Source organism: Leptolyngbya sp. ST-U4 (assembly GCF_039962215.1).
Lineage (GTDB): Bacteria > Cyanobacteriota > Cyanobacteriia > Elainellales > Elainellaceae > Leptolyngbya_A.
On record NZ_JAMPKZ010000004.1, the window covers coordinates 147,100 to 172,665 of the forward strand.

General features: G+C 50.5%; 21 protein-coding genes. 12 read left to right on the top strand and 9 right to left on the bottom strand.

The window, feature by feature from the left end; all coding sequences use genetic code 11:
• Nucleotides 1–84: 84 nt before the first annotated feature.
• The gene (locus NDA02_RS09835; protein WP_348254866.1) at nucleotides 85–1,329 is read right to left on the bottom strand and encodes a CapA family protein; all 1,245 of its coding nucleotides are present in this window, start codon (nucleotides 1,327–1,329) and stop codon (nucleotides 85–87) included.
• 706 nt (nucleotides 1,330–2,035) lie between these two features.
• On the opposite strand from NDA02_RS09835, the gene NDA02_RS09840 reads away from it, so the two are divergent.
• Nucleotides 2,036–2,818, top strand: a complete 783-nt coding sequence (locus NDA02_RS09840; protein ID WP_348254868.1) for a CAP domain-containing protein — start codon at nucleotides 2,036–2,038, stop codon at nucleotides 2,816–2,818.
• Between the two features lie 7 nt (nucleotides 2,819–2,825).
• Here NDA02_RS09840 and NDA02_RS09845 read toward each other — a convergent pair whose 3' ends face one another.
• The 3 genes from NDA02_RS09845 to NDA02_RS09855 all read right to left on the bottom strand — a co-directional run bounded on the left by NDA02_RS09845 (nucleotide 2,826) and on the right by NDA02_RS09855 (nucleotide 6,842).
• Nucleotides 2,826–4,808, bottom strand: a complete 1,983-nt coding sequence (locus NDA02_RS09845) for a hypothetical protein (protein WP_348254870.1) — start codon at nucleotides 4,806–4,808, stop codon at nucleotides 2,826–2,828.
• Nucleotides 4,809–5,227: 419 nt separating this feature from the next.
• The gene (gene csaB, locus NDA02_RS09850; RefSeq protein ID WP_190792390.1) at nucleotides 5,228–6,265 is read right to left on the bottom strand and encodes a polysaccharide pyruvyl transferase CsaB; all 1,038 of its coding nucleotides are present in this window, start codon (nucleotides 6,263–6,265) and stop codon (nucleotides 5,228–5,230) included.
• 139 nt (nucleotides 6,266–6,404) lie between these two features.
• The gene (locus tag NDA02_RS09855) at nucleotides 6,405–6,842 is read right to left on the bottom strand and encodes a helix-turn-helix domain-containing protein (RefSeq protein ID WP_190792391.1); all 438 of its coding nucleotides are present in this window, start codon (nucleotides 6,840–6,842) and stop codon (nucleotides 6,405–6,407) included.
• Nucleotides 6,843–7,196: 354 nt separating this feature from the next.
• Between NDA02_RS09855 and NDA02_RS09860 the strand changes: the two genes are divergently transcribed.
• The 3 genes from NDA02_RS09860 to NDA02_RS09870 all read left to right on the top strand — a co-directional run bounded on the left by NDA02_RS09860 (nucleotide 7,197) and on the right by NDA02_RS09870 (nucleotide 10,282).
• On the top strand, nucleotides 7,197–7,505 hold the full coding sequence (locus NDA02_RS09860) for a DUF2499 domain-containing protein (RefSeq protein WP_190792392.1): 309 nt from the start codon (nucleotides 7,197–7,199) through the stop codon (nucleotides 7,503–7,505).
• Entirely contained in the window at nucleotides 7,502–7,828 is a 327-nt protein-coding gene (locus NDA02_RS09865; protein ID WP_190792393.1) for a DUF3593 domain-containing protein, read from the top strand. Before NDA02_RS09860 ends, NDA02_RS09865 begins: the two co-directional genes overlap by 4 nt.
• 393 nt (nucleotides 7,829–8,221) lie before the next feature.
• Nucleotides 8,222–10,282 (top strand): protein kinase, encoded by a 2,061-nt coding sequence (locus tag NDA02_RS09870; RefSeq protein ID WP_348254872.1) that lies wholly within the window; start codon nucleotides 8,222–8,224, stop codon nucleotides 10,280–10,282.
• 469 nt (nucleotides 10,283–10,751) lie between these two features.
• Here the strand turns inward: NDA02_RS09870 and NDA02_RS09875 are convergent, their stop codons facing one another.
• Nucleotides 10,752–11,576 (bottom strand): ATP-grasp domain-containing protein, encoded by an 825-nt coding sequence (locus tag NDA02_RS09875; RefSeq protein WP_190793229.1) that lies wholly within the window; start codon nucleotides 11,574–11,576, stop codon nucleotides 10,752–10,754.
• A gap of 301 nt (nucleotides 11,577–11,877) precedes the next feature.
• On the opposite strand from NDA02_RS09875, the gene NDA02_RS09880 reads away from it, so the two are divergent.
• The gene (locus NDA02_RS09880; protein WP_190793228.1) at nucleotides 11,878–12,429 is read left to right on the top strand and encodes a GNAT family N-acetyltransferase; all 552 of its coding nucleotides are present in this window, start codon (nucleotides 11,878–11,880) and stop codon (nucleotides 12,427–12,429) included.
• 234 nt (nucleotides 12,430–12,663) lie between these two features.
• Nucleotides 12,664–13,791 (top strand): hypothetical protein, encoded by a 1,128-nt coding sequence (locus tag NDA02_RS09885; protein ID WP_190793227.1) that lies wholly within the window; start codon nucleotides 12,664–12,666, stop codon nucleotides 13,789–13,791.
• Between the two features lie 169 nt (nucleotides 13,792–13,960).
• Here NDA02_RS09885 and NDA02_RS09890 read toward each other — a convergent pair whose 3' ends face one another.
• Nucleotides 13,961–14,089: a hypothetical protein gene (locus NDA02_RS09890; RefSeq protein WP_277879226.1), complete on the bottom strand. Its 129-nt coding sequence runs from the start codon at nucleotides 14,087–14,089 to the stop codon at nucleotides 13,961–13,963.
• A 46-nt stretch (nucleotides 14,090–14,135) separates the two neighbouring features.
• Here NDA02_RS09890 and prfC point away from each other — a divergent pair, with 46 nt between their 5' ends.
• Together prfC and NDA02_RS09900 are read left to right on the top strand one after the other, a co-directional pair.
• Complete coding sequence (gene prfC, locus NDA02_RS09895) at nucleotides 14,136–15,776, top strand: peptide chain release factor 3 (RefSeq protein WP_190793226.1); 1,641 nt, start codon at nucleotides 14,136–14,138, stop codon at nucleotides 15,774–15,776.
• A gap of 200 nt (nucleotides 15,777–15,976) precedes the next feature.
• Nucleotides 15,977–16,402, top strand: coding sequence for a DUF6335 family protein (locus NDA02_RS09900; protein ID WP_190793232.1), 426 nt, complete (start codon nucleotides 15,977–15,979; stop codon nucleotides 16,400–16,402).
• Between the two features lie 438 nt (nucleotides 16,403–16,840).
• Here the strand turns inward: NDA02_RS09900 and NDA02_RS09905 are convergent, their stop codons facing one another.
• Nucleotides 16,841–17,740, bottom strand: coding sequence for a phytanoyl-CoA dioxygenase family protein (locus NDA02_RS09905; protein ID WP_190793225.1), 900 nt, complete (start codon nucleotides 17,738–17,740; stop codon nucleotides 16,841–16,843).
• Between the two features lie 543 nt (nucleotides 17,741–18,283).
• On the opposite strand from NDA02_RS09905, the gene NDA02_RS09910 reads away from it, so the two are divergent.
• Together NDA02_RS09910 and NDA02_RS09915 are read left to right on the top strand one after the other, a co-directional pair.
• On the top strand, nucleotides 18,284–19,006 hold the full coding sequence (locus NDA02_RS09910; RefSeq protein WP_190793224.1) for an ABC transporter substrate-binding protein: 723 nt from the start codon (nucleotides 18,284–18,286) through the stop codon (nucleotides 19,004–19,006).
• 210 nt (nucleotides 19,007–19,216) lie between these two features.
• Nucleotides 19,217–20,716: a glutamine synthetase gene (locus NDA02_RS09915; RefSeq protein WP_190793223.1), complete on the top strand. Its 1,500-nt coding sequence runs from the start codon at nucleotides 19,217–19,219 to the stop codon at nucleotides 20,714–20,716.
• Between the two features lie 190 nt (nucleotides 20,717–20,906).
• Here NDA02_RS09915 and NDA02_RS09920 read toward each other — a convergent pair whose 3' ends face one another.
• Together NDA02_RS09920 and NDA02_RS09925 are read right to left on the bottom strand one after the other, a co-directional pair.
• Nucleotides 20,907–21,401, bottom strand: coding sequence for a single-stranded DNA-binding protein (locus NDA02_RS09920; protein ID WP_190793222.1), 495 nt, complete (start codon nucleotides 21,399–21,401; stop codon nucleotides 20,907–20,909).
• Between the two features lie 198 nt (nucleotides 21,402–21,599).
• Entirely contained in the window at nucleotides 21,600–24,170 is a 2,571-nt protein-coding gene (locus NDA02_RS09925; RefSeq protein ID WP_190793221.1) for a mannose-1-phosphate guanyltransferase, read from the bottom strand.
• Nucleotides 24,171–24,427: 257 nt separating this feature from the next.
• Here NDA02_RS09925 and NDA02_RS09930 point away from each other — a divergent pair, with 257 nt between their 5' ends.
• Together NDA02_RS09930 and NDA02_RS09935 are read left to right on the top strand one after the other, a co-directional pair.
• Nucleotides 24,428–24,610 (top strand): hypothetical protein, encoded by a 183-nt coding sequence (locus NDA02_RS09930; protein ID WP_190793220.1) that lies wholly within the window; start codon nucleotides 24,428–24,430, stop codon nucleotides 24,608–24,610.
• Between the two features lie 177 nt (nucleotides 24,611–24,787).
• Entirely contained in the window at nucleotides 24,788–25,522 is a 735-nt protein-coding gene (locus NDA02_RS09935) for a class I SAM-dependent methyltransferase (RefSeq protein WP_190793219.1), read from the top strand.
• Nucleotides 25,523–25,566 lie beyond the last annotated feature (44 nt).

Consider the following 25,566-nt stretch of genomic DNA (forward strand, 5'->3'; position numbering starts at 1 on the left):
AGTCACAAACCTCTAATATTACCGTAGAAAATTCCCCTTGACCGAAGAGAGTAACAGGTTCTTATTAAATCTATCTAAGGGGGTCTATCGATCGGTTCGTACTAAATAGCCCATCTCGTCAACCACCAGCGGTGTTTCTGGAAAATCGCTGCGCGTCAAGTTTCGCACCAAAATCACGCTCTGAAAATAATCGTCCAGATAAGGAATACCGTAGCGATCGAGCGCGACCGGAAGCACTCTGCCAGAAATAAACTCCCCTTGCGGATCTAGCTCTATTTGCAGCACCATCGAATAGCCCAACGCACCCACGGTAGATAGCGTTCCGTAGCCCATAAAATTGCCGAGTGAATAAGCAATCAATCGATCGTTATAAAGCTCGACCGCTCTCGGCACATGGGGACCATGACCCAAAATCACATCCGCGCCCTGATCGATCATGAAGCGGGAAAATTGCAAGATGTTGCCACGATTTTCGCCAAAGAAATACTCGGTTCGATCGCTTACACGAGTTTGATCGCTGCCTTCTGCGCCCGCATGAACCGAAATAATCACTAGATTGGCATTTTGAGAGGCTTCCTGAACGAGTTTTGCAGCCGTGTCTAAATCGTGCATTGAGTTATGATCGCTGAAATAGCTAAAACCAATCCAGGCGATCGTTGTTCCTTTCACTGGTGTATAAACAATTTTTCCTTTTTGTCCGATTGCTTTCATCCCGGTTTGTTCAATTTGGGCGATCGTTTCTGTAAATCCCGGCTCGCCAAAATCAAACGTGTGGTTATTCGCAACGTTTAACACATCAAATCCCATTTCTTTAAGCATTTGGGCATACACAGGCGGCGTGCGAAAGGCAAACGTCATTCTCTGACTCGTATTTTTTGCGCTGTAGGGATAAGTCGTCAACGTGCTTTCAAAATTGCCAAAAGTGATGTCGGCTTCCCCCAGAAAAGGCTTAATTTTGCCAAACAAAAGCTGAGTTTCCTGCGCTAGTGCTTCTCCCGGTTCTGCGGGTAAAAGACTGCCCTTAGAATTGCTGCCCGGAATCAGATCACCGACTGCACTAATCGTAATGCGATCTGTTTTTGGAGAAACGGGTATGAGTTGATGCGTCGGCGAAGCAAGTGGGAACATTGCGACAGCCTGATTCACCCCTGGAGAAATTGAGGTCAGGGTCAGTTGTTTCACAGTTCCCCAGGCGAGTCGTTGCTTTACCTGCATTCGATTGAGCAGGGCATGGGTGACTGTACCTAGAATCACTCCCACCGTCAATCCCACAATAGCCAAACGCATAAACGAATCGGTGCGATGATGTTTTCTTGTTTCCCGCTTCATTCGTTCGATTTCCTGGTTTCCTATAATTCGCCCTGCTATCGCTGCACCCGTGTTTTGTCTGGCACGGAGAGTATCTGATAGTATATCTAAGATGTATTAAACTAATTCGTTTTCTACCCGTTCAAAACGTTATTTATTGTGGCTTACTTGTGGCTTAAACGGGCGTTGCTTAATGGGTAATAGGGATCTTCAATTTATGCAGAAGACCTCATGATTGCGATCGCGCTCACCACCATACTCACCCCCACGGATGAAACGCGATTTTCAAAGCAGATTTAGTCATTCATGCATTGCGATCGAACTGTCGGTACTTATTAGATATTGCTGTTGAGTATCACGGTTGGATACTACTGCAAAGCTCAAACAACTGCTTAACAAACGATCGAAACAGGTAATCAAAATTTGTCTTCTATCGGTAGGTTGAGATGTTGAATGTGATTTTGGTCACATGACCGCGTAGGAAATGATTTTTTCTGCAAATATCTCTACTTGAAGGGCTTCTCGCTAAAAACCAATTAATTCAAGCAGTTCAGCTTTAGTGTTTGATTAAATATGCCTTTATCCGAGGATGTTCTGAGTTGAAGCAAAGCCGTAAAAGTACGGACTGTATCAAAAAAAAGTCTAATTTTAGACAATTACACTGACTGTTTTTTTCGTCGCAGAACAAACACTAGCAATGCCCGTTCTTAGAGCAGAGACAGTGCGTATGCGATCGAAAGATTTCAGAGCTGCTAGTACCGCTAAAGTTCTAATGGCTGAGGACAGCAGCACCGGACGGCTCAATTCTTTGACCCCGGAGCGGCTTTACAAAATTCACTCCCAACAGCGCGGCTGGCTGAACCTTTCCTTATCCCGACTTCAGGCGAACGCAAATCTTGAACTGTTCAATCAGCAGGGCAAGCTGTTGAGTCAGTCTAGCCAGCCTGGGCGCACCAGCGAAACCATTCGCCGTGAGGTCGGTCCTGGAACCTACTATGTGCGAGTTTCGCGCCAGCAAGGCAAAACGCGCTATCAATTGAAGCTCGACCAGGAACCCGTTCAGGTCGGTCTGGCCAACCTACAGCTTCCTCTGCCTCAAGCCCCAGATCCGATCGTCCAATCGGTGTTAGACATCACCAATCAATATCGAGCACAGGCAGGGTTGTCGCCCTTGCGCTGGAACTCTGTGTTAACGGCAACCGCGCTGGCTCATAGCCAGGACATGGCGTTGAATGACTTCTTTGGTCACACCGGTTCGAATGGCTCTTCGCTATTTGATCGATTGCGGGCAGCAGGCTATGGCTACGACAGTGCAGGAGAAAACGTAGCAGCAGGCTATGCAACACCAGAGAACGTGGTGCAGGCATGGATGCAGAGTTCTGGTCACCGAGCTAACATTCTCAACCCAGAGTTAACGGAACTGGGAGTCGGATTTTTCTTGATGGAGCAAGACTCCGGTACAGTTCAGTCCCGCTACTACTGGACACAGAACTTTGGCACACCTGCGTAAGGCGGCTTCAGGTCGGCAGGGGCTTTGAGTCTTCCTGCTGCAAAAACGATGGAAGTTCGACACTGCTCAGCGATCGCTTTGCCTTTACAGGGCGGAACGGATGCAAAAGCGGTGAGGGCGCGTTTGGGTTAGCAGCCAGGGCTGGAATAGAGCTTTTCTGCGTGGCTGGTTCGGTGGGCGGTGTTGAAATTTGAGGTTCTGTTACACCAGTTTGTGGCTTCGAATTGAGGGGGGCAGAAGTCGAGGAAGGATTGATTGAGGGAGGATTTAAGGGTTGGGCAGGCTGTTCTGACTCATCGAAATTGAGTGATGCAAACGCTGTCAAATCGCCTGTTAAACTTGCTTTGACTACCTCTTCTGGAGCAACCTCAATCAGTCGCGCCAGGTCTTGCCAGAGGGCATCTTCCGCTTCGGACATTGCAGAAGCCAGCAGGCGATCGGCGTCAGAAACAATCACGTCATCGGGGTCAGCAATAGACTCAACTAGCGGCAATTCAACAGCCATTATTTCAGGAGATTCGCCCTGCATTGGCTTGGTTTCTGCCATTTCTGCTTCTGCCGCTTCTGTACTCACGGTTTGAGAACTTACGGTTTGAGGACCCACCGTCTGAGACAGCAAAGCCTCCACAAAGTGATCGGCGAGCGGTTGAACGACGGCATCCAGTTGGGTCAGCAGATCGGGCGACGGCAAGATTCCAGCCGAGGTCTTTAGGTCGTAGCTAATTGAGACAGGAGGGGCTGGCTCTAAGGCAGTAGCTTCTGCGGCAAACTGCGAAGCGATCGGCTCTGCTTGAGGTTGAGCGGTAGTTTGATCAGCCTCAACAAACACTTCCTGCTCTTGGAGCTGATCTTCTGCGGTATCTGATGCAGTTGCACTGAGCGGAGCAAGCACCGGGAGCTGAACTGTGATTGGATTGGAGCGGACAGGTTCTTCAATCGCCTTTGGTTCTTCGATCGGAGCAATTTCAGACAGGAGTTCTGCGACTTCAGCCGCTGCCTGATCTGCCTCTAGGGAAGCCAGTTCATCCGCACTCTTGAACCGCTTCATCCAGGGAAGCAGCGACTCTTGCAGGACAACAGGCTTTGACCAGGGTTGAATCTGCTGTGCTTTGGGCAGGAGGAGGCTATCGATCGGGGGAGCAATCATTTCTGTGCTGGAGTCCGTTTGCGGCATCGGCATCTCCAGACATTTTTCGAGCGCGGCTTTAAACTGAAGTGTGTATCGCTGCTGACGTTGAAGCCTTGCCTGCAAATCGCGGCAGGTTCCTTCGGACTGCACTAAGGACTGCACCTGTTCGTTGTATCGCTGCTGAAGTAGGGCAGCCTCCCGCTCAAGCTGGGCAGCTCGCTCCTGGCTACTTTCCAGTTCTGCCGTAAGCGTTTCGATCAGGATGTGCTGTCGCTGGTTGGTTTGATGGGCAAATTCAAGCTGGCTAAACAGGTTGGCAATCTGTGCCTGAGCTGTTGCCAGATCTTCAGACTGGGGAGTAGCAAACGCTTCAGGCGATCGTTCGATTTGTCCTTTTAGGGCTTGTTGACTGCGTTCCAGGGCTTCTTCAAGCTGGGAAACGCGATCGAGCAGCACCCCATTACATTGATTTAATTCTTGAATCAGGCTGATCAAATCAATCAGGTTCGGCGGCTCAGATGACTGGGGAAGCTGTTCTGACAGAGCAGCCGTGAGCGACTCAGAAATCTCGCTTGCCGCAGGCTTTCCTGATGCTGACCCTGGACTGGCGATTGCTGGGCTAACCCCGCTCGACGGGCTAACGACTACAGGCGCAACATAAGCGTTAACCGGGGCCGTAAGGGGAACTTCTTGCGACGCTGACTCATCTAACGCTAAAGGCTGCACGTCTGGCGATTCGCAGGTTGCTTCGGTCTTTGCCAGTTCAGAATCGGTCAGTTCGGGAAAAGGATTCCACCAGTCTAGGGAAGATTCTAGTCCTGGTTCTGCCTGAGGCTTCAAAGGGAAATTCGGTTCACTCATAGCTTCCACTCACAAGGGCACGCATCACCTAAGCTCAATTTCACCGCACGGCAGACTCCGTCCGGCTAAACTCACACCATCTTGATCGACACAGACTATTAGGAAACAACACATCTGAGAAACAGCACACCAATCCTCAAATCTTGCCGAATTCGCTTGAAATAGGGAAGATTTCCTCTACTTCGGCTGTTCAACTTTCTTCAGATCACCCAATCTCAGTCCAGCCTGCCGCACACGCTTCACTGAGACTCTTAACTTAGTAACATAGAAAATCGGTTTAGCAACAGATTTATAAGTTAGTTAATGGTGTTGCCCGACTGCCGCTCATCTTACTGCCGCTCATCTTATAGTTAAGGACTCGGTTAAGCAAGTGGCTCGATCGTCTGGCGCAGCCACTCCGCTGAATTGACTTGACTCCCCTAACGTAAAGCCGATCGCAATACTTCCTGATGAATCAGCGCTCGATCGACCGTTGCCTGAATTTGAGCTGGATTCAGGGCATCGCCATTGGCAAATAGCTCCAGCCAATCATGGGTTAACGCGCTCGCCGTCGTCGGCAGGGAGTCCAGCGTCGCACCTGACATTTCAAAATCCTGCATGAGTTGGCTCACCTTGGGATCATAGCTGATGGCATAACAGCGACACTCCGCCGCCGCCGCCATAATCAGCGCATGAAGCCGCATCCCGATCGTCATCTCTACTCCTTGAAACAAGCCTTTGAGCTGCTGAGGATCGATCAGCGTCAAAATACGGCTCACGCCCGGAAGTTGCGGCTGGATCGCTTCGGCGATCGCGAGATCCTGGGCGGGCTGAAACGGAACGAGCAAAATACAGGTTTGCGTTGCCTTCTGAAAATCTGCCAGGGCACGGGTTATCAGCGTCAGGCGATCGGGTGTAAGGCGCGAGTGGGAGCGCAGGGCAACGGCAACCCTGGGCGCAGGCAAATCCCACAAACCCGGAACGGGCAGGGATTTCAGTGCCCAGACTGGATCGGGAGCCAGGGTCAGCGGCACTTGCCAGGAATCTACCTGTGAAGCCGACGCACTGTCTCGAACACTCACCGCAGTACAGCCTCGAAAAGACTGACGTGCCAGCCAGCCAGAGATCGATCGCCGTAAGGGACCCACACCCTGTGCCCAAGCGATCGTGCGTAAGCCCATCTGCTGGGCTAGCAGCATCAACCCCCCATAGTAAAAGGGATTTAGGGCACTGGTGGCATCTTGCATCAGGCTTCCGCCGCCCCAAACAAACGCATCTGCTCGGCGAAATGCTTGAACGATCGCAGGTAAGGATTTGCGCGGTACCGCTTCGACCTGATACTGCTTCTCAGTTTCGATCGGATTGCCAGAAAGTACGATCGGCTCAACGTGAGCAGGCAGCATTTGCAGCAGCGTTGCCAGCAGTGCCTCGTCGCCGCCATTTCCCATACCATAGTAGCCGCATAGTACTGCCCGCATTTTTGACTTCCCCTGGGTGCGTTTCTCCTAAAACAATACTGGAGAGAGGGGGTGGATGGGTGGATGGGTAAATGGGTAGGGGAATGAGGAGTAGGGATGAGGAGTGGGGATGTGGAGGAGTAATCGCGTATCCACCCTGCTATCGGGAATTCCCAAACCGCTGCAAATATTCCCACCCGCGCTGTGCCCACACGCGATCCCGTCCGGTCTTCTCTGCGATCCACTGAGCAACTTTGGGACCAGACCAGCTTCCTCCATCGGGAGCCGTGCCCTGAAGCACCTGTCGGAGTTCCTGCTGCTGTTCAGGGGTGAGCAGCGATCGGGGGGTAGGGGGTTGGCGTTCTTTGATGCGATTGCGGACGGATTCCGGTCCCTCGCTGTTGTAGCGGCGCACGATCGTTTTGGCGTAGTCGTAGTTCAGCCCAACCAGTTCTGAGGCTTGCTTGATCGTCCATTGTTGTGCCACCAGCAGCAGCAAATGCCAGCGACGTGCTTCAATCCGGTCTTTGGTTTGCTTATAGCGATTCTTTAACTCTTCCAGCGTCAGGTAAGATTCCAGGCGAACTTTAGGGGACATAGCAGGCATAGACATTGGGGCTGAGGAATGAATGGAGAACAAGGAAAGGTGTGAATCACAATGCGAGAATCAGGAGAGCAGGTCAACGCGACTCTCCGTAGATTCAGCAAAGTATTTCGTAGTGAAGATTACATCACTACTTTCTTCGATCGAAATTCCGTTGTCTGCTTTAGCAGCAGTTTTTTATGCAATCACCCGAAATTATGAAGCCTCTGTAATTTTTCGCAGGTATTTTCCTCAGGTTTGGTTCGCTTTGATTCTGGTTCGCTGCTAGATGGGCATTGAGAAACGGATAGAGCCTGGTTCGGGCTCGCAAGCTACAATACAAACTGATTGTTTTATCCATGCCCCCTCATGCACGCCCTTTCGATTCCCACCTGGATGATTCATGTCTCCAGCGTGATTGAGTGGATCGCCGCCATCTGGCTGATCTGGACTTATAGCGAGGTAAGCCGCAATTCTGCATGGCGTGCCCTCTCGTTTGGGATGCTGCCTGCGCTTATTAGCGCGATGTGTGCCTGTACCTGGCACTTTTTTGATAACAGCCCTGCGCTGGAATGGCTGGTGATGCTGCAAGCTGCAACTACGCTGATTGGTAATTTCACCCTGTGCGCTGCAGGCTGGTGGATCTGGCAAAGCCGTAAGGACACCCCGATCGCATGACTCCCGAAACCCTATTTGGTCTATCCCTGTTCCCCTATCTTGGTTTCCTCTGGTTTCTCACTCGTTCGCACCAAATGCCCCGGCTTGCCCTGATTGGCTTTTATATGACGCTGGTGTTTGTGGGTGTGACGATTCCTGCGGGAATTTACGCAAAAGTAGCTTACGGTGAAGCTCTTGCTAATGTGGACTGGTTGCATGGCAGTGCAGAGTCATTTTTGACGCTGGCAAATGTGCTGGTAGTGCTGGGCTTTCGTCAGGCGATCGTGCAGGTAACTGCCCAGAGGAGTGCCCCAAGGAATGCCAAGCTAGAGGAGAAGGGCTAGGGAAAAGCGGCGATTTTTGTAGAGTGCGATCGCTTCAGAATGTAGTATCCAGCCTATGATTAAATTTAAGATTTAGGCTAGAGCAATTACTGTGCTAAAAGAATTTTTCTCAAGGAAGTGCTGAGGTTAATGCTAAGGAATGCCAAGGTTTGATGCCAAGCTGTCAAACTATCCAGAGCATTGAACTGGCTCTATGTTGAGAAACGATGTTGAGAAACATTGAAATTGTCCGCTGGAGCGTGGGTTCCCGTTGGGAGAATGACTGGGGCAATTCATGATCTTGTCGCTGCCCGATTTACGTTACCTTCTGCCCGTTACACTGCCTGGTTTGGGCATCTTGAGGTTAGGAGGAAAGATTAGGAAACAACCCTTCGCCTGAGTGCACTACCCGCTATGATTTGCTGTCTCAATCCTCACTGCAAGAAACCGCTCAACTCCGCAAGTGAAACAATCTGTCAAGGCTGCGGCGATGCTCTGATCCGCCTGCGAGGTCGGTATCGGGCAGTGCAGCCACTCGGACAAGGTGGATTTGGCAAGACGTATTTGGCAGTTGACGAAGATCGACTGAACAGCAAATGTGTGATCAAGCAGTTTTCGCCGCAAATTCAGGGAACGAAGTCTTTGGATAAGGCGGTTCAGCTTTTTAACCAGGAAGCGGTACGGTTGGACGAACTGGGTGAGCATTCCCAGATTCCAACGCTGCTAGCGTATTTTGAGCAGGAACGCTACCTGTATCTGGTGCAGCAATTCGTCGAGGGACAAAGCCTGCTGCAAGAAATGCGGCAAAATGGGGCGTTTAGCGAACGACAGATTCGGGATGTGCTCTCGGATGTGTTGCCCGTGCTGCGCTTTATTCATCGCCATCAGGTGATTCACCGAGATATTACGCCTGCCAATATTTTGCGCCGTCAGTCAGACGATCGCCTAATTCTGATCGATTTTGGCGTTGCCAAGCAAATTAACGAAGAGTCTGCCGGAGAGCAGGGAACCCGAATTGGCACAGAAGGATATGCGCCAATGGAGCAGTTTCGCGGCGGCAAGGCATATCCTGCCAGCGATCTCTATAGTTTGGGGGCAACCTGCCTGCATTTGATGACGGAAACTCGACCCGACAACCTTTATGACCCGCTCAACGGCTGCTGGATTTGGCGAGAATATTTGCGTAATGACAAGAAAACGCTGGTGAGCGATCAACTTGCCCACATCCTGGACTATATGTTGAAGGATCTGGTCAACGAACGCTATCAGTCTGCCGATGAGGTCATGCGTGACCTAAATGCCGACTCCTTTTTCCCCACGGTGGCGCAATTGCCTTTGGCGAGAACTGCAAAGCCGCCCATTCAGCCTGTTGGCTTGGGGGGACAGCCGATCAGTGCTCCCAAACGAGCCACCGTACCGCCTGCTATAGCCAGTAAACCGCCTTCGTCTAGACCCCCTCTGTCTAAACCGTTTGCCTCTACTCCGCCCACTCCAAAGCCACCTCAGGTGCAGCCGCCCTGGGAGAGTTTGCCTGCGACACCCAATTCGGGTCAGCCTAACGTGATTTCGAGTCGGGGCAGCAATCGATCGTCCCGCGCAATGCACATTCTCACCGGACACGCTTCCTGGGTAACGTGCGTTGCTATTGGCTCCAATGTTCAAAAAGTGGCAAGCAGCAGTCTGGATGATACAGTGCGGATCTGGGATGCCGTGACGGGTCAAGAAATGTCTATCCTGAAAGGGCATAGCCGGGGCGTCAATACGATCGCCCTCAGTCCTGATGGCAAAGCCCTGATTAGCGGCAGCGATGACTACACGCTTAAAATCTGGAATGTCAGTACGGGTACGCTGCTGGGAACCCTGACGGGTCACAGTCGCGATGTCAATGCCGTCAGTGTTAGCCCCGACAGCAAACTGTTTGTCAGCGGCGGCGAAGACCGCACGATCCGCATCTGGAGTCTGACTACGGGCGCATTAATGCGAACTCTGGGCGGTGAAACAGGCATGATTCGAACGCTGGCAATCAGTCCCGATGGCAAACTGTTGGCAAGTGGTGCACTGGACAACAAAGTGCGGCTCTGGAATCTGACCACGGGCAGCCCCCTCCAGGTTTTATCGGGACACCTCAACTCGATTAATTCGATCGCCTTTTGTGCAGATGGCAAAACGTTGGTTACAGGCAGCAAAGACAAAACGATTCGCGTCTGGAACTACCAGACCGGGGAAATGCTGCGATCGCTGGCTGAACACACTCGTGATGTGAATGCGATCGTGATTACGCCAAACGATCGATTGCTGGTCAGCGGCAGCAGCGATACAACCATTCGCATCTGGGATTTAGCAAGCGGTCGAGTGCTAATGACCTGGGCAGATCACGCCGATGCTGTAAACTCCCTGGCGATTAGTCAAGACGGTAAGCTGCTGGTGAGCGGCAGTTCAGATAAAACGGTGAGAATCTGGCAGTTGCCAACCTGAAAACTGTTCGATCCTCCTGAACTCCCTGCAAGAGGGATTTGAGCCTATCGTTCTAATATGCTCATCAATTTGCCTTGTGCAAAAGGAGCAGGGACGATCGGTGTAGATCTTGCCCATCGATCTACAATCAACACAGCCTGAACATGATTGCTAAAAACCTGTTTAGGGCGATTACTCCTTCGGGGAACTGCGAAGCAACTGGTTTTGAGGCAGGGAAGGAGGATTGTACAGAATATTCCTACCTAAACCCTTGAATTAGGCTCTTATACAGAATCATTTCCGTCTAAGCAGCTAAAGTGAGATCCTATGCGGAGATATTTCAGCCTATATCGCTGCCCAGGGATCTTAGGCAGAAACATTCAGTCTAATAACTTGTTATGTTGCCAAACCTCAGTAGGGAAAACGTTTTCACGATTACTGTTAAGCTTTAGCAATAAGTTATTTTGAGGTGCATAGCAAATAGTCACAATTAACCGTTTACCGCTTCATAGTCTTCCCAAGCTGCCTTCACACCAGCCTCTATAATCAAGCTCAAATCACACCCATACTCTCCAGCACAGCTAAAAGAACCAAGTTCTAGGATAAATAACTCCCCTTCCGACTCACAAATATCTACTGTGTAGAGCAATTCTGGATACCAATTAACCTGCTTTAACACTTCAGCAAGGTAATTTACTAAATAGCCACCTTTAATTCTCTCGTCAATTCTTTCCTCTCCAATCAGGTAAAGAGAACCAGTGATGATCTCGTCTTTGTAAACAAAAAATCGCCACTCCTTAGTAATCGATCGCTTTCCACTCACGAGTACTAAAGTTGTTTCATCTCGTCTTAACTCACTTCCTAAAGTTTTAATGGTATTTAGAACTTGAATGTTAAACACACCAGCACGGAACGACTTCATATTGCTGTCAGGTCTAATAAAAAGCTCACCGTTGGACTGGAAATATTCAAGAATTTCTTCTCTTCTTCTGATTAGCTCACCTAATGGAAGAATGAAATACTTGTTGTTTAGCAAATACTGACCGAAATAAGCATAGTAGGTCGTACAACGGAGATTCTTCTCATCCATATATGCTCCAGGAATCCAAGAAGTTCGTAGGACATCTCGACCTAGATTTAGGGTTCCTCTAAATAACACACATTCGTGATCTGAAAAGTATTTGTTTGCTTCTTCAGGTCGAAAGTCAAGATATCTAACCTCTTTGTAGAAATAGTTCTGCCTTTTTAACTCCTCTAAAAATTGCTCATCAGCATCAGAGACATATCTTTCAATTAGCCAGTTTACTTTTTCCATACCTGTCCGCGTTTGCTGTTGTTACTAGATTCTGCCTTTCATTAAAGAATGGTAGTACTATTTAAACCTGTAGGTGAAAGAGTTAGAGTTGTGTTGATGCAGCAGCATAACCAGTCGGTTGCAGCGGACATCTGTTTGTCCCTATGCCAAGTTTAAAGATACTTGCTGCCGTTGAACCGGGTCGTTAGGCTATTCAAGCTATTGATTAGGATGTAGTTGAGAAGTTATCTGCTGATGTGCGAAGTTATGCTAAGCTGCACCCTTAAAAACACCGGAATTTTGGTTAATTCTATGAGTCACTATGAGCCAGCAGACTTATCTGAAAGTACCTTTTGTTTGGGAAGAGCCTAAGCCGCTGATTGAGGTTCCTTCTCGATTAAAGTTCAAAGCTGCTAAAACACTGGACTATGAGGTATTGCTTTCAGTAGTTGCTGAGGTTATGGAATCATCAATCGATGCCAGCGATCGAAAACAAGTTATGGAACGCGGTTCTCGCGAAGTTGCCGAGCAGTTTCTAGCCGAGTCGAAAGATGGATTCTCGTATCGAGATGAATGGTGGCAGATAGGGCTTAGTAGCGATGATAGAGTCATTGGGTTTGTTTTCCCTGTGATCTATCAAAATGGTGCTAAAAATGGTTTGGAAGAAGCAACTATTTATTACATCGGGGTTTTGCCAGAATATCGTGGGCTGGGCTTTGCAACCGATTTGCTGTTAAAAGGAACGAGGGTATTGCAAGATGTAGGAATCTGGAGGGTGTTCTGTGATGCAGACGTAAACAATATCCCAATGATTTCTACCTTTGAACGAGCTGGATATCAGCAGCACAGTGAACCTTGGCAACGTCCTCTGTAAATACGCAAGATGTAACACCGACCGTTGAGAGGTTATCTGTGAGTATTAAAGGGTATCTGCGGCGGGTAATGGGCAGCGTTATGTCGCAGACTTCAGAGTGAGGCGATGCTTGAGTTTTATCTGTCCCTATTCTTAAAAAAAGCATTGTGATTTCTTTATAAAACACTATTGCGAGGCTAAATAAGGGATATCTAAGTTAGCCTAAGCACCAAACTTTGATCTCAAGCCCACTATATGAATTCTCCTAAGAAGAAACGGTTTGAAGATTTTGGTCCCTACTCTCATTGGAACTGGCAAGCTCAATTAGAGAAAGGTTTACCTAACTCTGCTGTAGAGATTGAATTATTTAGTGATGCTTGCTTTAGAAGTACAGAGGTTGAGCATGGTCCATACTTAGTAATGAATGCTGAACCTTTTCCACCAATAGAACCTCGCCAATCAATGCATGGTCGGCTCATTCTTCGATGTGAACATTATCTAGATCCTAATCAAGATCCAACTATCCATCCTCGCAACACAGATACATCAAGATATCATGGAGGAACCCTGCGTGATGAAATAGCAGCCCTATATTCTCTCTGCATGGGTGTGCGGTTAAAGGCTGGTGGCGTAGTTCGAGAGTTTTCACACGGGAACGAATATGGTCAACCTCGCATTCCACGACCAGATGAAACCCCAATATTTTTCCCTCCTCATGATAGGAGGTATATTCTGCCATTTCATCCAGCCGAGCATAAGTTAGAGGCAATGCAAGAGCAGATGAACTTGTATATTCTTCTGCAACCTCAACAAGCTTCTATTCTGATTCGCTCTGCTAGGCTTTATCAAGATGCAGTGTGGTTAGCAGAGAGCGACCCTGAAATTTCCTGGCTCTTATTGGTGTCTGCGATTGAGGTAGCTGCTGGCCATTGGTACGCTGAAGAAAACCCTGATATTAAAAAACAGCTAGAGCATCTCAAGCCAGAGCTATTCCGGGATCTGAATGATTTAGAGTGTGATGGATCAAAAGCTATCGAAATTGTTAGTCAACATCTAAAAGGGCTTTTAGGAGCAACTAATAAATTCAGACAATTTCTTGCCAGGTTTAGACCTCAAGAGCCACTTCCTAATAGACCAGTCCGGTGGCAGGTGGATTGGAGTCAATCATCCTTGGAAAAGGTATTCAATAAGATCTATAGTTACCGCTCCAAAGCATTGCATGGAGGTACTCCATTCCCTAAACCTATGTGTAGGCCCCCAACACGCGATTATCAGAATCAGATGTTGACAGAACGCCCAGATGTTGGGTTAGCTGAGTCATCACTTGGAGCATCTTGGAAGACAGAGGATGTTCCCATACATCTCCACACATTTGAGTACTGAGTACATAGTAAGAAATTCCTTGCTGAACTGGTGGCGAAGCATGATTGAAATTCATTCAGATAAATGTCCTAGTGAGCAGCATAACAACCCTGGTGTAATGGATTGACCCAATCCGCTTGTGGTGTCGCGAAGATCTCGGCAACCGCTGACCAGGAACGTTAGGCAAACCTCACACAACGTTACGATGCACCTGAAGTGGCAACCGATGACCAATCATGCCATTCCTCAAAGCAATGCGAATGAAATCATGGTTAACGTTGATCAGCTCGATCGCCTCTTTCACGATTCTGATTTCCACCCGACAACATTCTTTATAATGAAAGTTGGGTTTACAGAGCTTGAGAATGTCCACTGAACTCCAGACCGAGATCCAGACTGAGATTGCTGCTGCCGTTGAGAAACGCCGTAACTTTGCGATTATTTCCCACCCGGACGCCGGAAAAACAACCCTCACCGAAAAGCTGCTCCTCTACGGGGGTGCGATTCACGAAGCGGGAGCGGTGAAAGCTCGGCGGGCGCAGCGTCATGCGACTTCGGACTGGATGGCAATGGAGCAACAGCGGGGGATTTCGATTACCTCGACCGTGCTGCAATTTCAGTACGACGACTACTGGATCAATCTGCTGGACACGCCGGGACACCAGGACTTTAGTGAAGACACCTATCGAACACTGGCGGCGGCGGACAATGCGGTGATGCTGGAGGATGCGGCGAAAGGTCTAGAACCCCAAACCCGTAAGCTGTTTGAAGTTTGCCGAATGCGCGGCATTCCAATTTTCACCTTCTTCAACAAGCTCGATCGCCCCGGACGGGATCCGTTTGAGCTGATGGACGAAATTGAGAAAGAGCTTGGGCTGAAAACCTATGCAGTGAACTGGCCCATCGGCATGGGCGATCGCTTCAAAGGCGTGTTCGATCGACGGGAGCGCAAGATTCACCTGTTTGAGCGATCGGCGCACGGCAGCCGTGAGGCAATAGATACGGTTGTAGATCTGGGTGATCCGCGTATTGAGGATCTGTTGGAAACTGATTTGTACTACAAGCTGAAGGAAGACCTGGAACTGCTAGAAATGGCGGGCACAGAGTTTGACCTGGAGGAGATTCACGCAGGCGAACTCACTCCGGTATTTTTCGGCAGCGCGATGACCAACTTTGGGGTAGAGCTGTTTCTCAACTCCTTCTTGGACTATGCCTTGAGGCCCGGTTCGCGCCGCAGTACATTGGGCGAAGTGCAGCCGACCGAGCCAGAATTTACCGGGTTTGTATTCAAGCTTCAGGCGAATATGGACCCGCGCCACCGCGATCGCATTGCCTTTATTCGTGTCTGCTCTGGCAAGTTTGAGAAAGATATGGTCGTGAGCCATGCGCGATCGGGCAAAACGGTGCGGTTGTCTCACCCGCAAAAGCTGTTTGGGCAGGATCGAGAGTCGCTGATGGAAGCGTATCCGGGCGATGTGATTGGTCTGAACAATCCGGGCGTGTTCGCGATCGGCGATACAATCTACAGCGGTCAGCGACTAGAGTTTGACGGCATCCCAATGTTCTCGCCGGAGCTGTTTGCTTATCTCAAGAACCCGAACCCGTCGAAGTTTAAGCAATTCCGCAAAGGGGTGAGCGAACTGCGGGAAGAAGGCGCGGTGCAGATTATGTACTCAGTAGACGAGGCAAAGCGCGATCCGATTTTGGCGGCAGTGGGACAGCTTCAGTTTGAAGTGGTGCAGTTTCGTCTGCAAAACGAGTATGGCGTTGAAACCCTTCTGGAACCGTTGGGCTTTAGCGTGGCGCGATGGGTTGAGGGCGGTTGGGAGGCACTGAATAAGGTTGGTCGCCTATTCAATACGGCAGCTGCAAAAGATAGCTGGGGTCGTCCTGTCTTGCTGTTCCGCAACGAGTGGAACTGTCAGCAAGTCGAAGGCGACCACCCGGAGCTGAAGCTGAGAAAAGTTGCGCCTGTGGTTTCGGGGCAAGAGCCGGAATCGATTTAAGGGAGTTGGGGCGATTGCGGCTGGCTATGATTGTTCTCAGTGACTAATCTCTCTTCCCGCCGATCGCCTTTCTGCCTAATTAAAGATTCGTTGCGGTAAAAGCTTCGGCTAATCTTGCAGCATCAGCAAGAATGCGGGAGTGACCTATGCGCGAAGAGATGCACTCAGACGCTCGCGATCCGGGCGAGTTTACAGGCAATATGCCTCCTGATTTGGAAGACGAGGCAACCGAAGAAATTATTTACGATGATGATGTTCCTCAGGGGCTTACAGAGTCGTATGGGACGGGCGTTCAAGAGCTGCCAGGACTGAACATTGGCGGACGCACCATGAACGATCGCCGTAACGGAACTCCTGAGGACTATGAGCAGGTTGTAGGCGGCGATATTGACTCTGATCCTTATCAAGCCAGCACGGTTGGCGATGAATCGGTGGGCGGCACAGTGAACACGCCCGATATGGATATCGTGGACGAAATTGGCGCAGCGGTGGGGCTGGAAATGGACGATCGTGCCTTTCTGCGAACCGAAGACATTCTGGAGCAGCGTGACGATCGCCGCTGGGAGCTTGACCCCGAATCCTCTGAAGATTACGGTGTGCGGCGGCAAGACCGGGAAGAAGTATAGTGATGCAAAGCAGTCTCCTTGTTCAGAAATAGGAGTTGCCCGGAGAAGCATTGAACCCGATTTAAAACTTGAATTCCGGATCGAGACGCTGTAGAAGTTTGGCCTATCCTCAGCATTGGAGTAGTGATAAAAACATGCGACTTCCACCCGCTGTATTGGGGATAGCAGACGTACCACAGCCCACCGCTTTCGTAAGTGGTTCCCATCAGTCGGAATCAATGGTCTCCTAAATTATTGCCTCCTAAATCAACTGCCTCCTGAATCAACAGTGGAGCCTGAGCCAGTGCAGAACTTTCGTAGGGGACGCACTGGTTTTTAGCGAGATGAATCATTTCACACAAGCAATCTGTGTGACAACATCAATTATCTGTTCCCCTTTCGGCGGTTCGTCTGAAACTGGGTAATGCACGATCGCTGGACAAGACCTCACCTTATCAATTAAGCGATCGACCCCACTCGTGATAGCAAACCATCCTTGCAGTAATCGGTTAGGAAGGGCGATCGATCGCCGTCTTTTGTCCACAGAATTGGGAAAAAACTTTCGTCCATGGTGGTGTCGTTGACCCGCTTATAGCGTCCATAGATGTAGCCTGCTTTGTTTGTGGGATGGAACTGCGCGTTAGAGGGAAGCGTATGCAGTCCAATGCTGTGAAACACGCCTTCGGTGCGGGTCGTTTTACATAAGCCGTGCCAGGTGCGTCCGGTATGAAAGGCGCAGCCACCTGCAGGAACTTCCACGAAAACCAGTTCTGGTTCTGTCACGCCTGCATTTTCTGCTGCCTGCAACATTGCCCAGCGATAGTCCTTTGTGGGGGCATGGAATTCGCCTTCCACGTTCACCAGATCCCATTTGTGGGAGCCTCTGGCATAGACCAGGGTTCCATCTGCGGGAGTGGCATCGTTGAGCGCGATCCAGCAGGTCACCATTGCAGGAGGATTTAGATAATCAATATATGCTCCGTCCTGGTGTAGCGCAATTTCCTTTGCACCCGGCGGCTTCATCCATAGACTGTCTTGTCCAATTCTGGCTCCATCCCAGCCCGCCAGCGTTGCTGACAGTCGCCCAATTTCCGCCGACAGTACCAGACTAGCGATCGTCAAATCACACTTCCAGCCATTACAGATTTCCCGCGTGATATCCGGCAAACTTAGCCCTGGTCGCCAGTGCCACTCATCGGGATAAATGCCTGTCTCAAACTGACCGTGAAACAGTGGCTCTATGCGATCGACTAACTGCTGAGCAAAATCCGGCGGCAGAAAGTTTTCCAGAATTAAAAATCCGTCTTCCTGAAACTGCTGGATCTGCGCCTCGGTAAGTTGAATGGGTTGGTAAGTCATCGTTTTTGCTGGCGTGAGGGTGAAGAGAAACGAATAAGGCGATCAGACAGGGTTGGGTGATGCGATCGAATGCTGAACGCGACTGGATGAGAGGTTGTTTAAACGACCGCCCTGTTCCGAACCACCCCCCTAGCCCCCTATCTTGAGGGACACTAAGCCAATCACGCTCACACTCAAAGTTTCCCTTGCTCTTTTAGAGCGGCAAGTCAAAAGTTGGGGAATTGAGGGGGCAATGTAGGAGATAGGCTACTTTTCAAGCAACCTCTCAAAAATAAAGTTCACCACGATCTTTACTGAAAATCCTTACTTGTTATAATAAGCTCACTCGTCCGAGAAAGTGTATTTCTGGCTACGTCCCACGACACTTTTTAAGTATTGTTTTTAAGTATTATTTATCTTTGTCGATCAATTTCATCGAGCATATCCATCGTCTGATTGCTTGAGTTTTTTTCGCTATCTTCTAAATTCTTGATTTTGATTAAGTTCATCGCGATTTGATATTTATTCAGTTCACGTTTCAATTCTCCTATTCTTCAACAATTCATGACATCTCAAACCTTAACCACTGTTGAAGCAGGCTATTTGCATATTATCGCTAGCGACTTTGATGCCCGTCCTATGACTAATGTAAACCAGGGAGTGCGATCGGGCTATGAGCCAGATTTGGTAAGGCTTGTGTGCGCTCGACTGGCCTTGGAACCTGTGTGGCATAATTTACCCATGAATGAGTTTTATAGCCGTGCCCAGAGCGGTAAATATGACGTGGTCTGGTTTAATCAGGCAATCACCGAAGAGCGACAGGAGTGGGTCGATTTTACCCGTCCTTATGGTTTGTTTGATGAAGCAGTTTTAGTGCGATCGAACAGCGCAATTCATACGATCGCAGACCTGGCTGGATTAAAAGTGGGCGGCTTGGCAGACAGCACCAATATTGCCCTGGTTGAGACTTTCTCTGACGCGATCGCTGTTCCCTTTCCCGGCAGCGACAAAGTGCTTCCCGAAATGCTAGCGGCACTGCGATCGGGTGAAATTGACGCAGTAATTGATGATGAACTGGTGCTAATTGTCCCCGCGGAGGAAGACCGTTCTCTGCGCGTTGCGTTTACGCTGCCGACTCAGGTTCCGTTTGGGATTGGCGTTAGAAAAGGACAAATTGCGCTGCGGGATGCCCTCAATGAAACGCTGGAGGCTCTAATGGCAGATGGCACTATGGCACAGCTCTGGACAAAGTGGATTCCCTGGAAACCGTTTCCGTTTGGTCAATAACGATTTGATCAATGATGATTTGGTCAATGACGATCGCAGGAACAGGGAGAAAGAAATCTAAAACTCGTATTGTGAGATACAAACTTGTTATAACAATTTGAGTTTAGTAGACACCAGAGGAACGGTTCAACTTTAGATTCGCAAAACTTCGCAACACTTCTCAACCAATACGCTTTAACTACGCTCTAACAATAGGGGGGAGGACGATCGGTGACAGGCATTTTAACAAAGCTTGAGACATTAACCGACGTGGAAGCATACGTTTCTGCGGATGGACGAGATGAGCAGGTTCAACAGGTTCGCGCCAAAATTGATCAGCTTGGCATTCAATACATTTACTACCAGTTTATTTCCGTCACGGGGCGCGTTGTGGGTAAAGGTGTTCCCGCCGATCACTGGGAATCGATCGCCGCAAAAGGCATTCAGTTGGTTTACGGCTCTACGGCAAATCTGTTTCTCGATCGCTATCGCAACTACATTGGCTATGGTCCTGAAGCGGCTGAACTGGTTGCCATTCCCGACCCGGAAACCTTTTGTCAGTTGCCTTGGGATAAGCGAGTGGCGCGGGTGTACTGCGTTTGTTTTCGCAACCGGGAAGAAGAAGTTGATCCGGGCGCATTCCTCACCTCCGACTGTCGCGGCAACCTGAAGCGTATTCACGCTCAATTTCAAACCGAACACGGGCTGCATTTACGACACGGCTGCGAACCCGAAATGATGTGGCTGAAAAAAGGCGCAGACGGTCAACCGGTGGGCGGCGTGACGAAGCCAAACTGCTATCACATCGATCAGTTTGAAGAACTGCGTCCGGTGTTTTTGCGCGTGATTGAATACGGCCGGGCAATGGGTCTGGATATGATCCAGGGCGACCACGAAGACGCACCCGGACAGCTCGAACTGAATTTCACCTACGACGATGCGCTGCGGACGTGCGATCGCCTCACCACGTATCGCCAGATCTGCGCCCAGGTTGCCCGCGAGTTCAATCTGATTGCCTGCTTTATGTCGAAGCCGTTTATGGGCGTGTCTGCTTCTGGCTGTCATCACAATCTTTCCCTCTGGCGCGATGGCGAAGAAACGCTGAATCCGTTCGGCATGGAAGACCTGCCCGGAATGCCCGAAAACTTCACCTACCGCAAAGGCGGCGAAAATACCTTTATGCCCGTTCCGGAAGGCTCGAAGCGAATACCGGGGCCGACCGGGCTGCACTGTATCGGCGGCGTGATCGAACATTTGGGCGCCCTCACGGCGATCGGCTGTTCGACAGTGAATTCCTATCGACGGCTGTGGGATACCGGGCTTTGGGCACCCGTTTACTCCGACTGGGGTTATCAGAATCGCACCTGTGGCCTGCGGGTTTCAGCTCCCGGTCGGTTTGAGTATCGCGCTGTTGATTCGATGGTCAATCCTTATCTGATGGCATCTGCGCTCCTGAAGGCGTTCGACGACGGCATCAAGCGCAACCTCGACCCCGGCGAACCAGAACAGCGCAATCTCTATGAGGCAATGGAAGCCGGAAAGCAGGTGAAAAAGCTGCCGATGTCCCTGGGGGAAGCCCTCGATCGCCTGGAAGCCGATGAGGTCATTCGTGCTGCAATGCCTGGAGAAATGTATCCGCTCTATGCCTGGTACAAGCGCGACGAGTGGGAAAGATTCCTGGCAACCACCAGCAATTGGGATATGGAAACCTATCTCGACTGTTTGCCCTAAACCCTAACGAACGCTGCTCAACGGCCAGAATCCAGAATAAGGCCAGAATAAACAGTTGGGCGGCAACGGGACGGTAGCGTATGGCAATGCCTCAAAATTACGTCCCCATGCAAAACGAGCCAGTAACTCGCGAGTGCAAGCCTGGCTGCTAACTTTACACGTTTTGGTGGTTGATTTTAGGTTGTGGGATTTAAAAGGGAATTTCGTCGTAGTCTACCGGGTCAGCAGCAGGTGCAGCGTATGCAGGGGGTTTGCTCGATTCTGCTTTTGCCGATTTGCCGATCGCTGGCTTGACGGTGGGAGTGGGCGCAGCAGGGGTGGCTTTAGGGGTTGATGCAGCAGGGGCACTGGGGGCACTGGCAACGGTGGTTAGGGTAGCATCTGCGTTGACGTGATGAATGCGCTGCGCGGTGAGTTCTGCCCGCTTTTCTTTGAAGCCTTCCTGACGATCGATTGTATTCATGTTGAGTCGCCCTTCAACGATGATGCGATCGCCCTGGTGATAGCGTTCCTGGATTTCCTGCGCCAGGTTACCCCAGCCGACCACTTTCAGCTTTGAGGGCGGGTCGTCGTCACGCAGCCCGGGGAACTGCACCCACATTTCGGCGATCGGTGTTTGGTTATCCGGGGTGTAGCGCAGTTGCGGGTCTTGGGTCACTTCTCCCATCAAAATGCAGCTATTCATAGGTCAGCAGGCTCCTGACTGTACAAATGTATTACTTTGGGTTACTATCTTACTTTAAACCAGGAGAATGGGGATTGGTATAGAAAAATCAAGGTTAGATAAGTTTGTTCATCCAAGCCTGCGCCCCGAGCCTGTGCCAAGCCAGACATCTCTGCATTGCCCCTTGGTTTCCTGGTTCTGCTCTCCTCGATTCGCTTCCTATTCGGATAAATCCATCAGGTCAACCGGGCGATCGTCGTGACTATGCGCCTGATCAACAAACTCCTGCACGTAGGCACGATATTCCCGCAAGGTTTCATCGACCCAGTTGCGATCGAAGCTATCGGCATAAAGATGCACCACGGGTTCTCCGGCATCGGGCAGCAGCAGCACCCAGCTATCGCGATCGGGGCTAAAAATTTTCACGCCGTCGGTCAAATCGAGCGGGCTGGAGGAGCGGGTTTCAACCAGATGCCGCATCAAGGCTCCTTTAGCTGCCCAGGGACAGCGTACGGTGAGCGATCGGTGACAAACGCGCGGCAGCTCTGCCCGAATTTGTCCCAGAGTGCGGGGGGTGCGGTAGGCGTCTTGCTGCTGAAGCGAGAGCAGTTCGAGCAGCTTGGCAATGCAAAACATGGCATCAAAGCCGGGGTGCATTTGCGGGAAAATAAACCCGGTGTCGCCGCTGCCGCCCAGTACCACGTTCGGATTCGTGTGGCAGGCTTCCATCAGCGCAGTTGGGTTAGCTTTGGTGCGAATCACTTTGCCATCATGACGGCGGGCAATTTGCTCGACTACGCTGGAGGCACTCACCGGAACCACAACAACGCTGCGTGGGTGATCCATCAGCATCAGGTGAACCATCAGGGCAGTTAGCATTTCGCCGTGAATCGTGTTGCCAGATTCATCGACTAGAATGAGCTGTTCGCCGTTAGCAGAAACCTGAACGCCTAGATTCCCTTTCAAGGCTTCTACCACATGACCGAGCTGGCTGAGCAACGCTTCGCGATCGGCAGTCGATGGAACCGTATGGCTAAGGCTGGCATTCAGCACCACCGCATCGCAGCCAAACTTACCCAGAATTTGCGGCAGCACGGCTCCGGTCACGGCATACACATAGTCGATCACGATTTTGTAATTGCCATTTCGCATCGCCTCGGCATTCAGCATTCGCTCGAAGCAAGCACTATAAATTTCGGTGGTTTGCGTCACAGTGGCAACGTTGCCAATTTCCTGAATCTGCGCCCGCCGAAAGTCTTCTTTGAAGTATGCGCCTTCGATCTTCTTTTCTCGCGCTTTGGAGAGGTTAATGCCCTTATTGTCAAAAAACTCGATCAAAATATGATCCGATCGCTCAGGATGCATCCGGACATGAATGCCTCCGGCAACCGCCAGCGTGGGAGTCACCGTTCGCGCAACCGGAATTGCCGTGGCTTCCAAATTTTGCACATTCACCCCGACTGACATTAATCCTGCAATGAGCGATCGCGACACCATGCGCGAAATCGGACGCTGATCGCGAGAGACAATCACCTGCGAACCGGGCTTCAGCGTGGAACCAAAGGCAGCTCCTAATCGCACCGCAAACTCTGGGGTGATATCGACATTTGCCTGACCAGAAACGCCCCGCTGTCCGAATAAGTTGCGGTGGGCTGCGTGTCCCCAAATCAGATTCATGTTCAGGGTTGCGCCCGGTTCGATTCGTTTGCTGGGCCAGATACGAACATTTGGACTCACGAGCGATTCTTCGCCCACCGTGGAAAGTGAGCCAACCACTGCACCCTCTAAAACGTTTGCCCGCCGATCGATCCGGGTTCCCCGTGCCGCGACACAAGCCCGGAGCTGCGCCTCTTCGCCCACAATCACGCCATTCCAGATGATCGGACGCTTCAGGTTGGCATCGTTACCAATGATCGAGTTATCGCCAATCACGGTTCCGGCAGAGATCTGCACCCGTGCCCCGATGCGGCAGTGATGTCCGATTAAAACGGGCGACTCCAGCCGTGCCGAGGGATCGATATGGGTGTTTTGTCCGACCCAGATTCCGGGCGATCGTTCCGGGTAGTCTAATTCCAGCTTCACCTCTTGGTTGAGCGCGGCATATTGCGCCTGACGGTAAGCGTCCAGATGTCCGACATCGCACCAGTATCCTTCTGCCACAAAGCCATACATCGGCTCGCCTTTCTCCAGCAGCAGCGGGAACAGGTCTTTAGAAAAATCGGTTTCCTGGTTGGGCGGCAGGTAGTCTAAAACTTCCGGCTCCAGAATGTAGGTTCCGGTATTCACCGTGTCTGAAAAAATTTCGCTGCTAGAAGGTTTCTCCAGGAATCGCTGAATCCGGTGCTGTCCGTCGGTGATCACCACGCCAAATTCGCTCGGGTTCGGCACACTAGTGAGAATTAGCGTTGCTTTCGATCGCCGTTCTTTGTGGAACTGAATCGCTGCCGTCAGGTCAAAGTCGGTAATACAGTCGCCGCTGATCACCAGGAATGTTTCGTCTAAAAGCTCTGCGACGTTTTTAACGCAGCCTGCCGTGCCCAGGGGCTGATCTTCCTCGACTGCGTAGGTCATCTGTACCCCAAACTCACTGCCGTCCTGAAAATAGTCGCGCATGACATCAGGCAAATAGTGCAGCGTCGCAATAATCTCGGTAATGCGATGACGGCGCAGCAGATTCACAATATGTTGGGCGATCGGACGGTTCAGCACCGGAACCATTGGCTTGGGCAGGTCACAGGTCAATGGTCTCAGCCGGGTTCCTGACCCCCCTGCCATCAGCACTGCTCTCATACTTCCCTCCTTGAATTTCGCCGACTCGGTAAGGCATGGCTAACGCGATTAGCTACTGCATCGAGCTTTTTTTAGTCTCCTACAGTCCATCGGGGTTGGGGTGTCCGTCAGGAGAGATTCTAAAGTGTGCGCAACAATTGTTAATAGTTAACGAAGGCAAAACTAGATAATTGCGAAGCCGTCGCAACCTATAGCAGGAGTTCAGGTTGCTAATTTACACTTGAAGGAAAGCTTTAGGTTCAAAGAAGGCTAAATCAATGCTAAATGTTCTGGTTTTCTTGGCGATCGGGGTTTATGTGGGCGGTGTAATTAAGTTCTGGAGAGGGTTCCACCGTACTAATTTTAGCAGTGGAAGACTGTACCTGGCGCTACTGTGGCCCCTGCTGATTTTGGGCAATCCCTCTTATCGACAAAACTTCCGCCGTGCTTTGAGAGGCTAGTTTTTTCTGACAAAACGCATTCATTGACCTGTTTTTCCCAGTGTGAATCTTCCTTGATCGAAGGATGAGGAGGCTTGAAGTGTGGCAAATTCCCTACATTGCCCTCTCTATTTCCCTTTGGCTCCTCATTAGGGGGCTTTGAGACCATTATTATCCTGAAGGGCACAGCAACAAGGCATGGCAAAAGAGAAAGGCAAAACGGCGGGTAGTGGACTGGGCGATATTCTGGGCAAGCCATCGGGTGATTGGCAGCCTCAAATCGAGGCAGTGATGCTGCGGTTTAACCGGGAATATCGACGGGAAGCGATCGATCTACCGCCAGAAGTGGAAGAAATGCCGATTTTTCGAGAGTGGGCAACCGGACAGCTCACAAGTCGGCTCAATTCGCCTTTTTGGGAAATTGCCAAGCCACAAAAATCACAAAAATGCCTGGATATCGGCTGTGGTGTCAGCTTTTTGATTTATCCCTGGCGCGACTGGGACGCTTATTTTTATGGGCAGGATGTCAGCACCGAAGCACAAGATATTCTCAACACACGCGGACCCCAACTCAACTCGAAGCTGTTTAAGGGCGTGCAGTTGGGCGGAGCCGATCAACTCAAATACGACCCTGCTTTCTTTGATCTGGTGATCGCCACTGGGTTTAGCTGCTATTACCCGATCGCCTACTGGCAGCAGGTTCTCACTGCTGTAAAGCGAGTGCTGAAGCCTACCGGGTTTTGTGTCTTCGATGTGCTAATTCCTGATACGCCGATCGCCGAAAACTGGGCAATCCTGGAAACCTACCTGGGCGCAGAAGTCTTCCTCGAATCGCTAGACGGCTGGAAAAAGGCGATCGAATCCACGGGCGCAAAGATTGTGAAAACGCAGCCGGGAGAAGTGTTTCAGATGTATAAGGTGAAATTTACCTGAGGATATTTGAGTCGTGTAAGCGGTGCGACATTGCCCCCTCAATT

Coding starts and splice junctions, on each gene's coding strand:
- NDA02_RS09835 (WP_348254866.1), bottom strand. CDS start 1,329: ATGAAGCGGGAAACAAGAAAACATCATCGCACCGATTCGTTTATGCGT.
- NDA02_RS09840 (WP_348254868.1), top strand. CDS start 2,036: ATGCGATCGAAAGATTTCAGAGCTGCTAGTACCGCTAAAGTTCTAATG.
- NDA02_RS09845 (WP_348254870.1), bottom strand. CDS start 4,808: ATGAGTGAACCGAATTTCCCTTTGAAGCCTCAGGCAGAACCAGGACTA.
- csaB (WP_190792390.1), bottom strand. CDS start 6,265: ATGCGGGCAGTACTATGCGGCTACTATGGTATGGGAAATGGCGGCGAC.
- NDA02_RS09855 (WP_190792391.1), bottom strand. CDS start 6,842: ATGTCCCCTAAAGTTCGCCTGGAATCTTACCTGACGCTGGAAGAGTTA.
- NDA02_RS09860 (WP_190792392.1), top strand. CDS start 7,197: ATGCACGCCCTTTCGATTCCCACCTGGATGATTCATGTCTCCAGCGTG.
- NDA02_RS09865 (WP_190792393.1), top strand. CDS start 7,502: ATGACTCCCGAAACCCTATTTGGTCTATCCCTGTTCCCCTATCTTGGT.
- NDA02_RS09870 (WP_348254872.1), top strand. CDS start 8,222: ATGATTTGCTGTCTCAATCCTCACTGCAAGAAACCGCTCAACTCCGCA.
- NDA02_RS09875 (WP_190793229.1), bottom strand. CDS start 11,576: ATGGAAAAAGTAAACTGGCTAATTGAAAGATATGTCTCTGATGCTGAT.
- NDA02_RS09880 (WP_190793228.1), top strand. CDS start 11,878: ATGAGCCAGCAGACTTATCTGAAAGTACCTTTTGTTTGGGAAGAGCCT.
- NDA02_RS09885 (WP_190793227.1), top strand. CDS start 12,664: ATGAATTCTCCTAAGAAGAAACGGTTTGAAGATTTTGGTCCCTACTCT.
- prfC (WP_190793226.1), top strand. CDS start 14,136: ATGTCCACTGAACTCCAGACCGAGATCCAGACTGAGATTGCTGCTGCC.
- NDA02_RS09900 (WP_190793232.1), top strand. CDS start 15,977: ATGCCTCCTGATTTGGAAGACGAGGCAACCGAAGAAATTATTTACGAT.
- NDA02_RS09905 (WP_190793225.1), bottom strand. CDS start 17,740: ATGACTTACCAACCCATTCAACTTACCGAGGCGCAGATCCAGCAGTTT.
- NDA02_RS09910 (WP_190793224.1), top strand. CDS start 18,284: ATGACATCTCAAACCTTAACCACTGTTGAAGCAGGCTATTTGCATATT.
- NDA02_RS09920 (WP_190793222.1), bottom strand. CDS start 21,401: ATGAATAGCTGCATTTTGATGGGAGAAGTGACCCAAGACCCGCAACTG.
- NDA02_RS09925 (WP_190793221.1), bottom strand. CDS start 24,170: ATGAGAGCAGTGCTGATGGCAGGGGGGTCAGGAACCCGGCTGAGACCA.
- NDA02_RS09930 (WP_190793220.1), top strand. CDS start 24,428: ATGCTAAATGTTCTGGTTTTCTTGGCGATCGGGGTTTATGTGGGCGGT.
- NDA02_RS09935 (WP_190793219.1), top strand. CDS start 24,788: ATGGCAAAAGAGAAAGGCAAAACGGCGGGTAGTGGACTGGGCGATATT.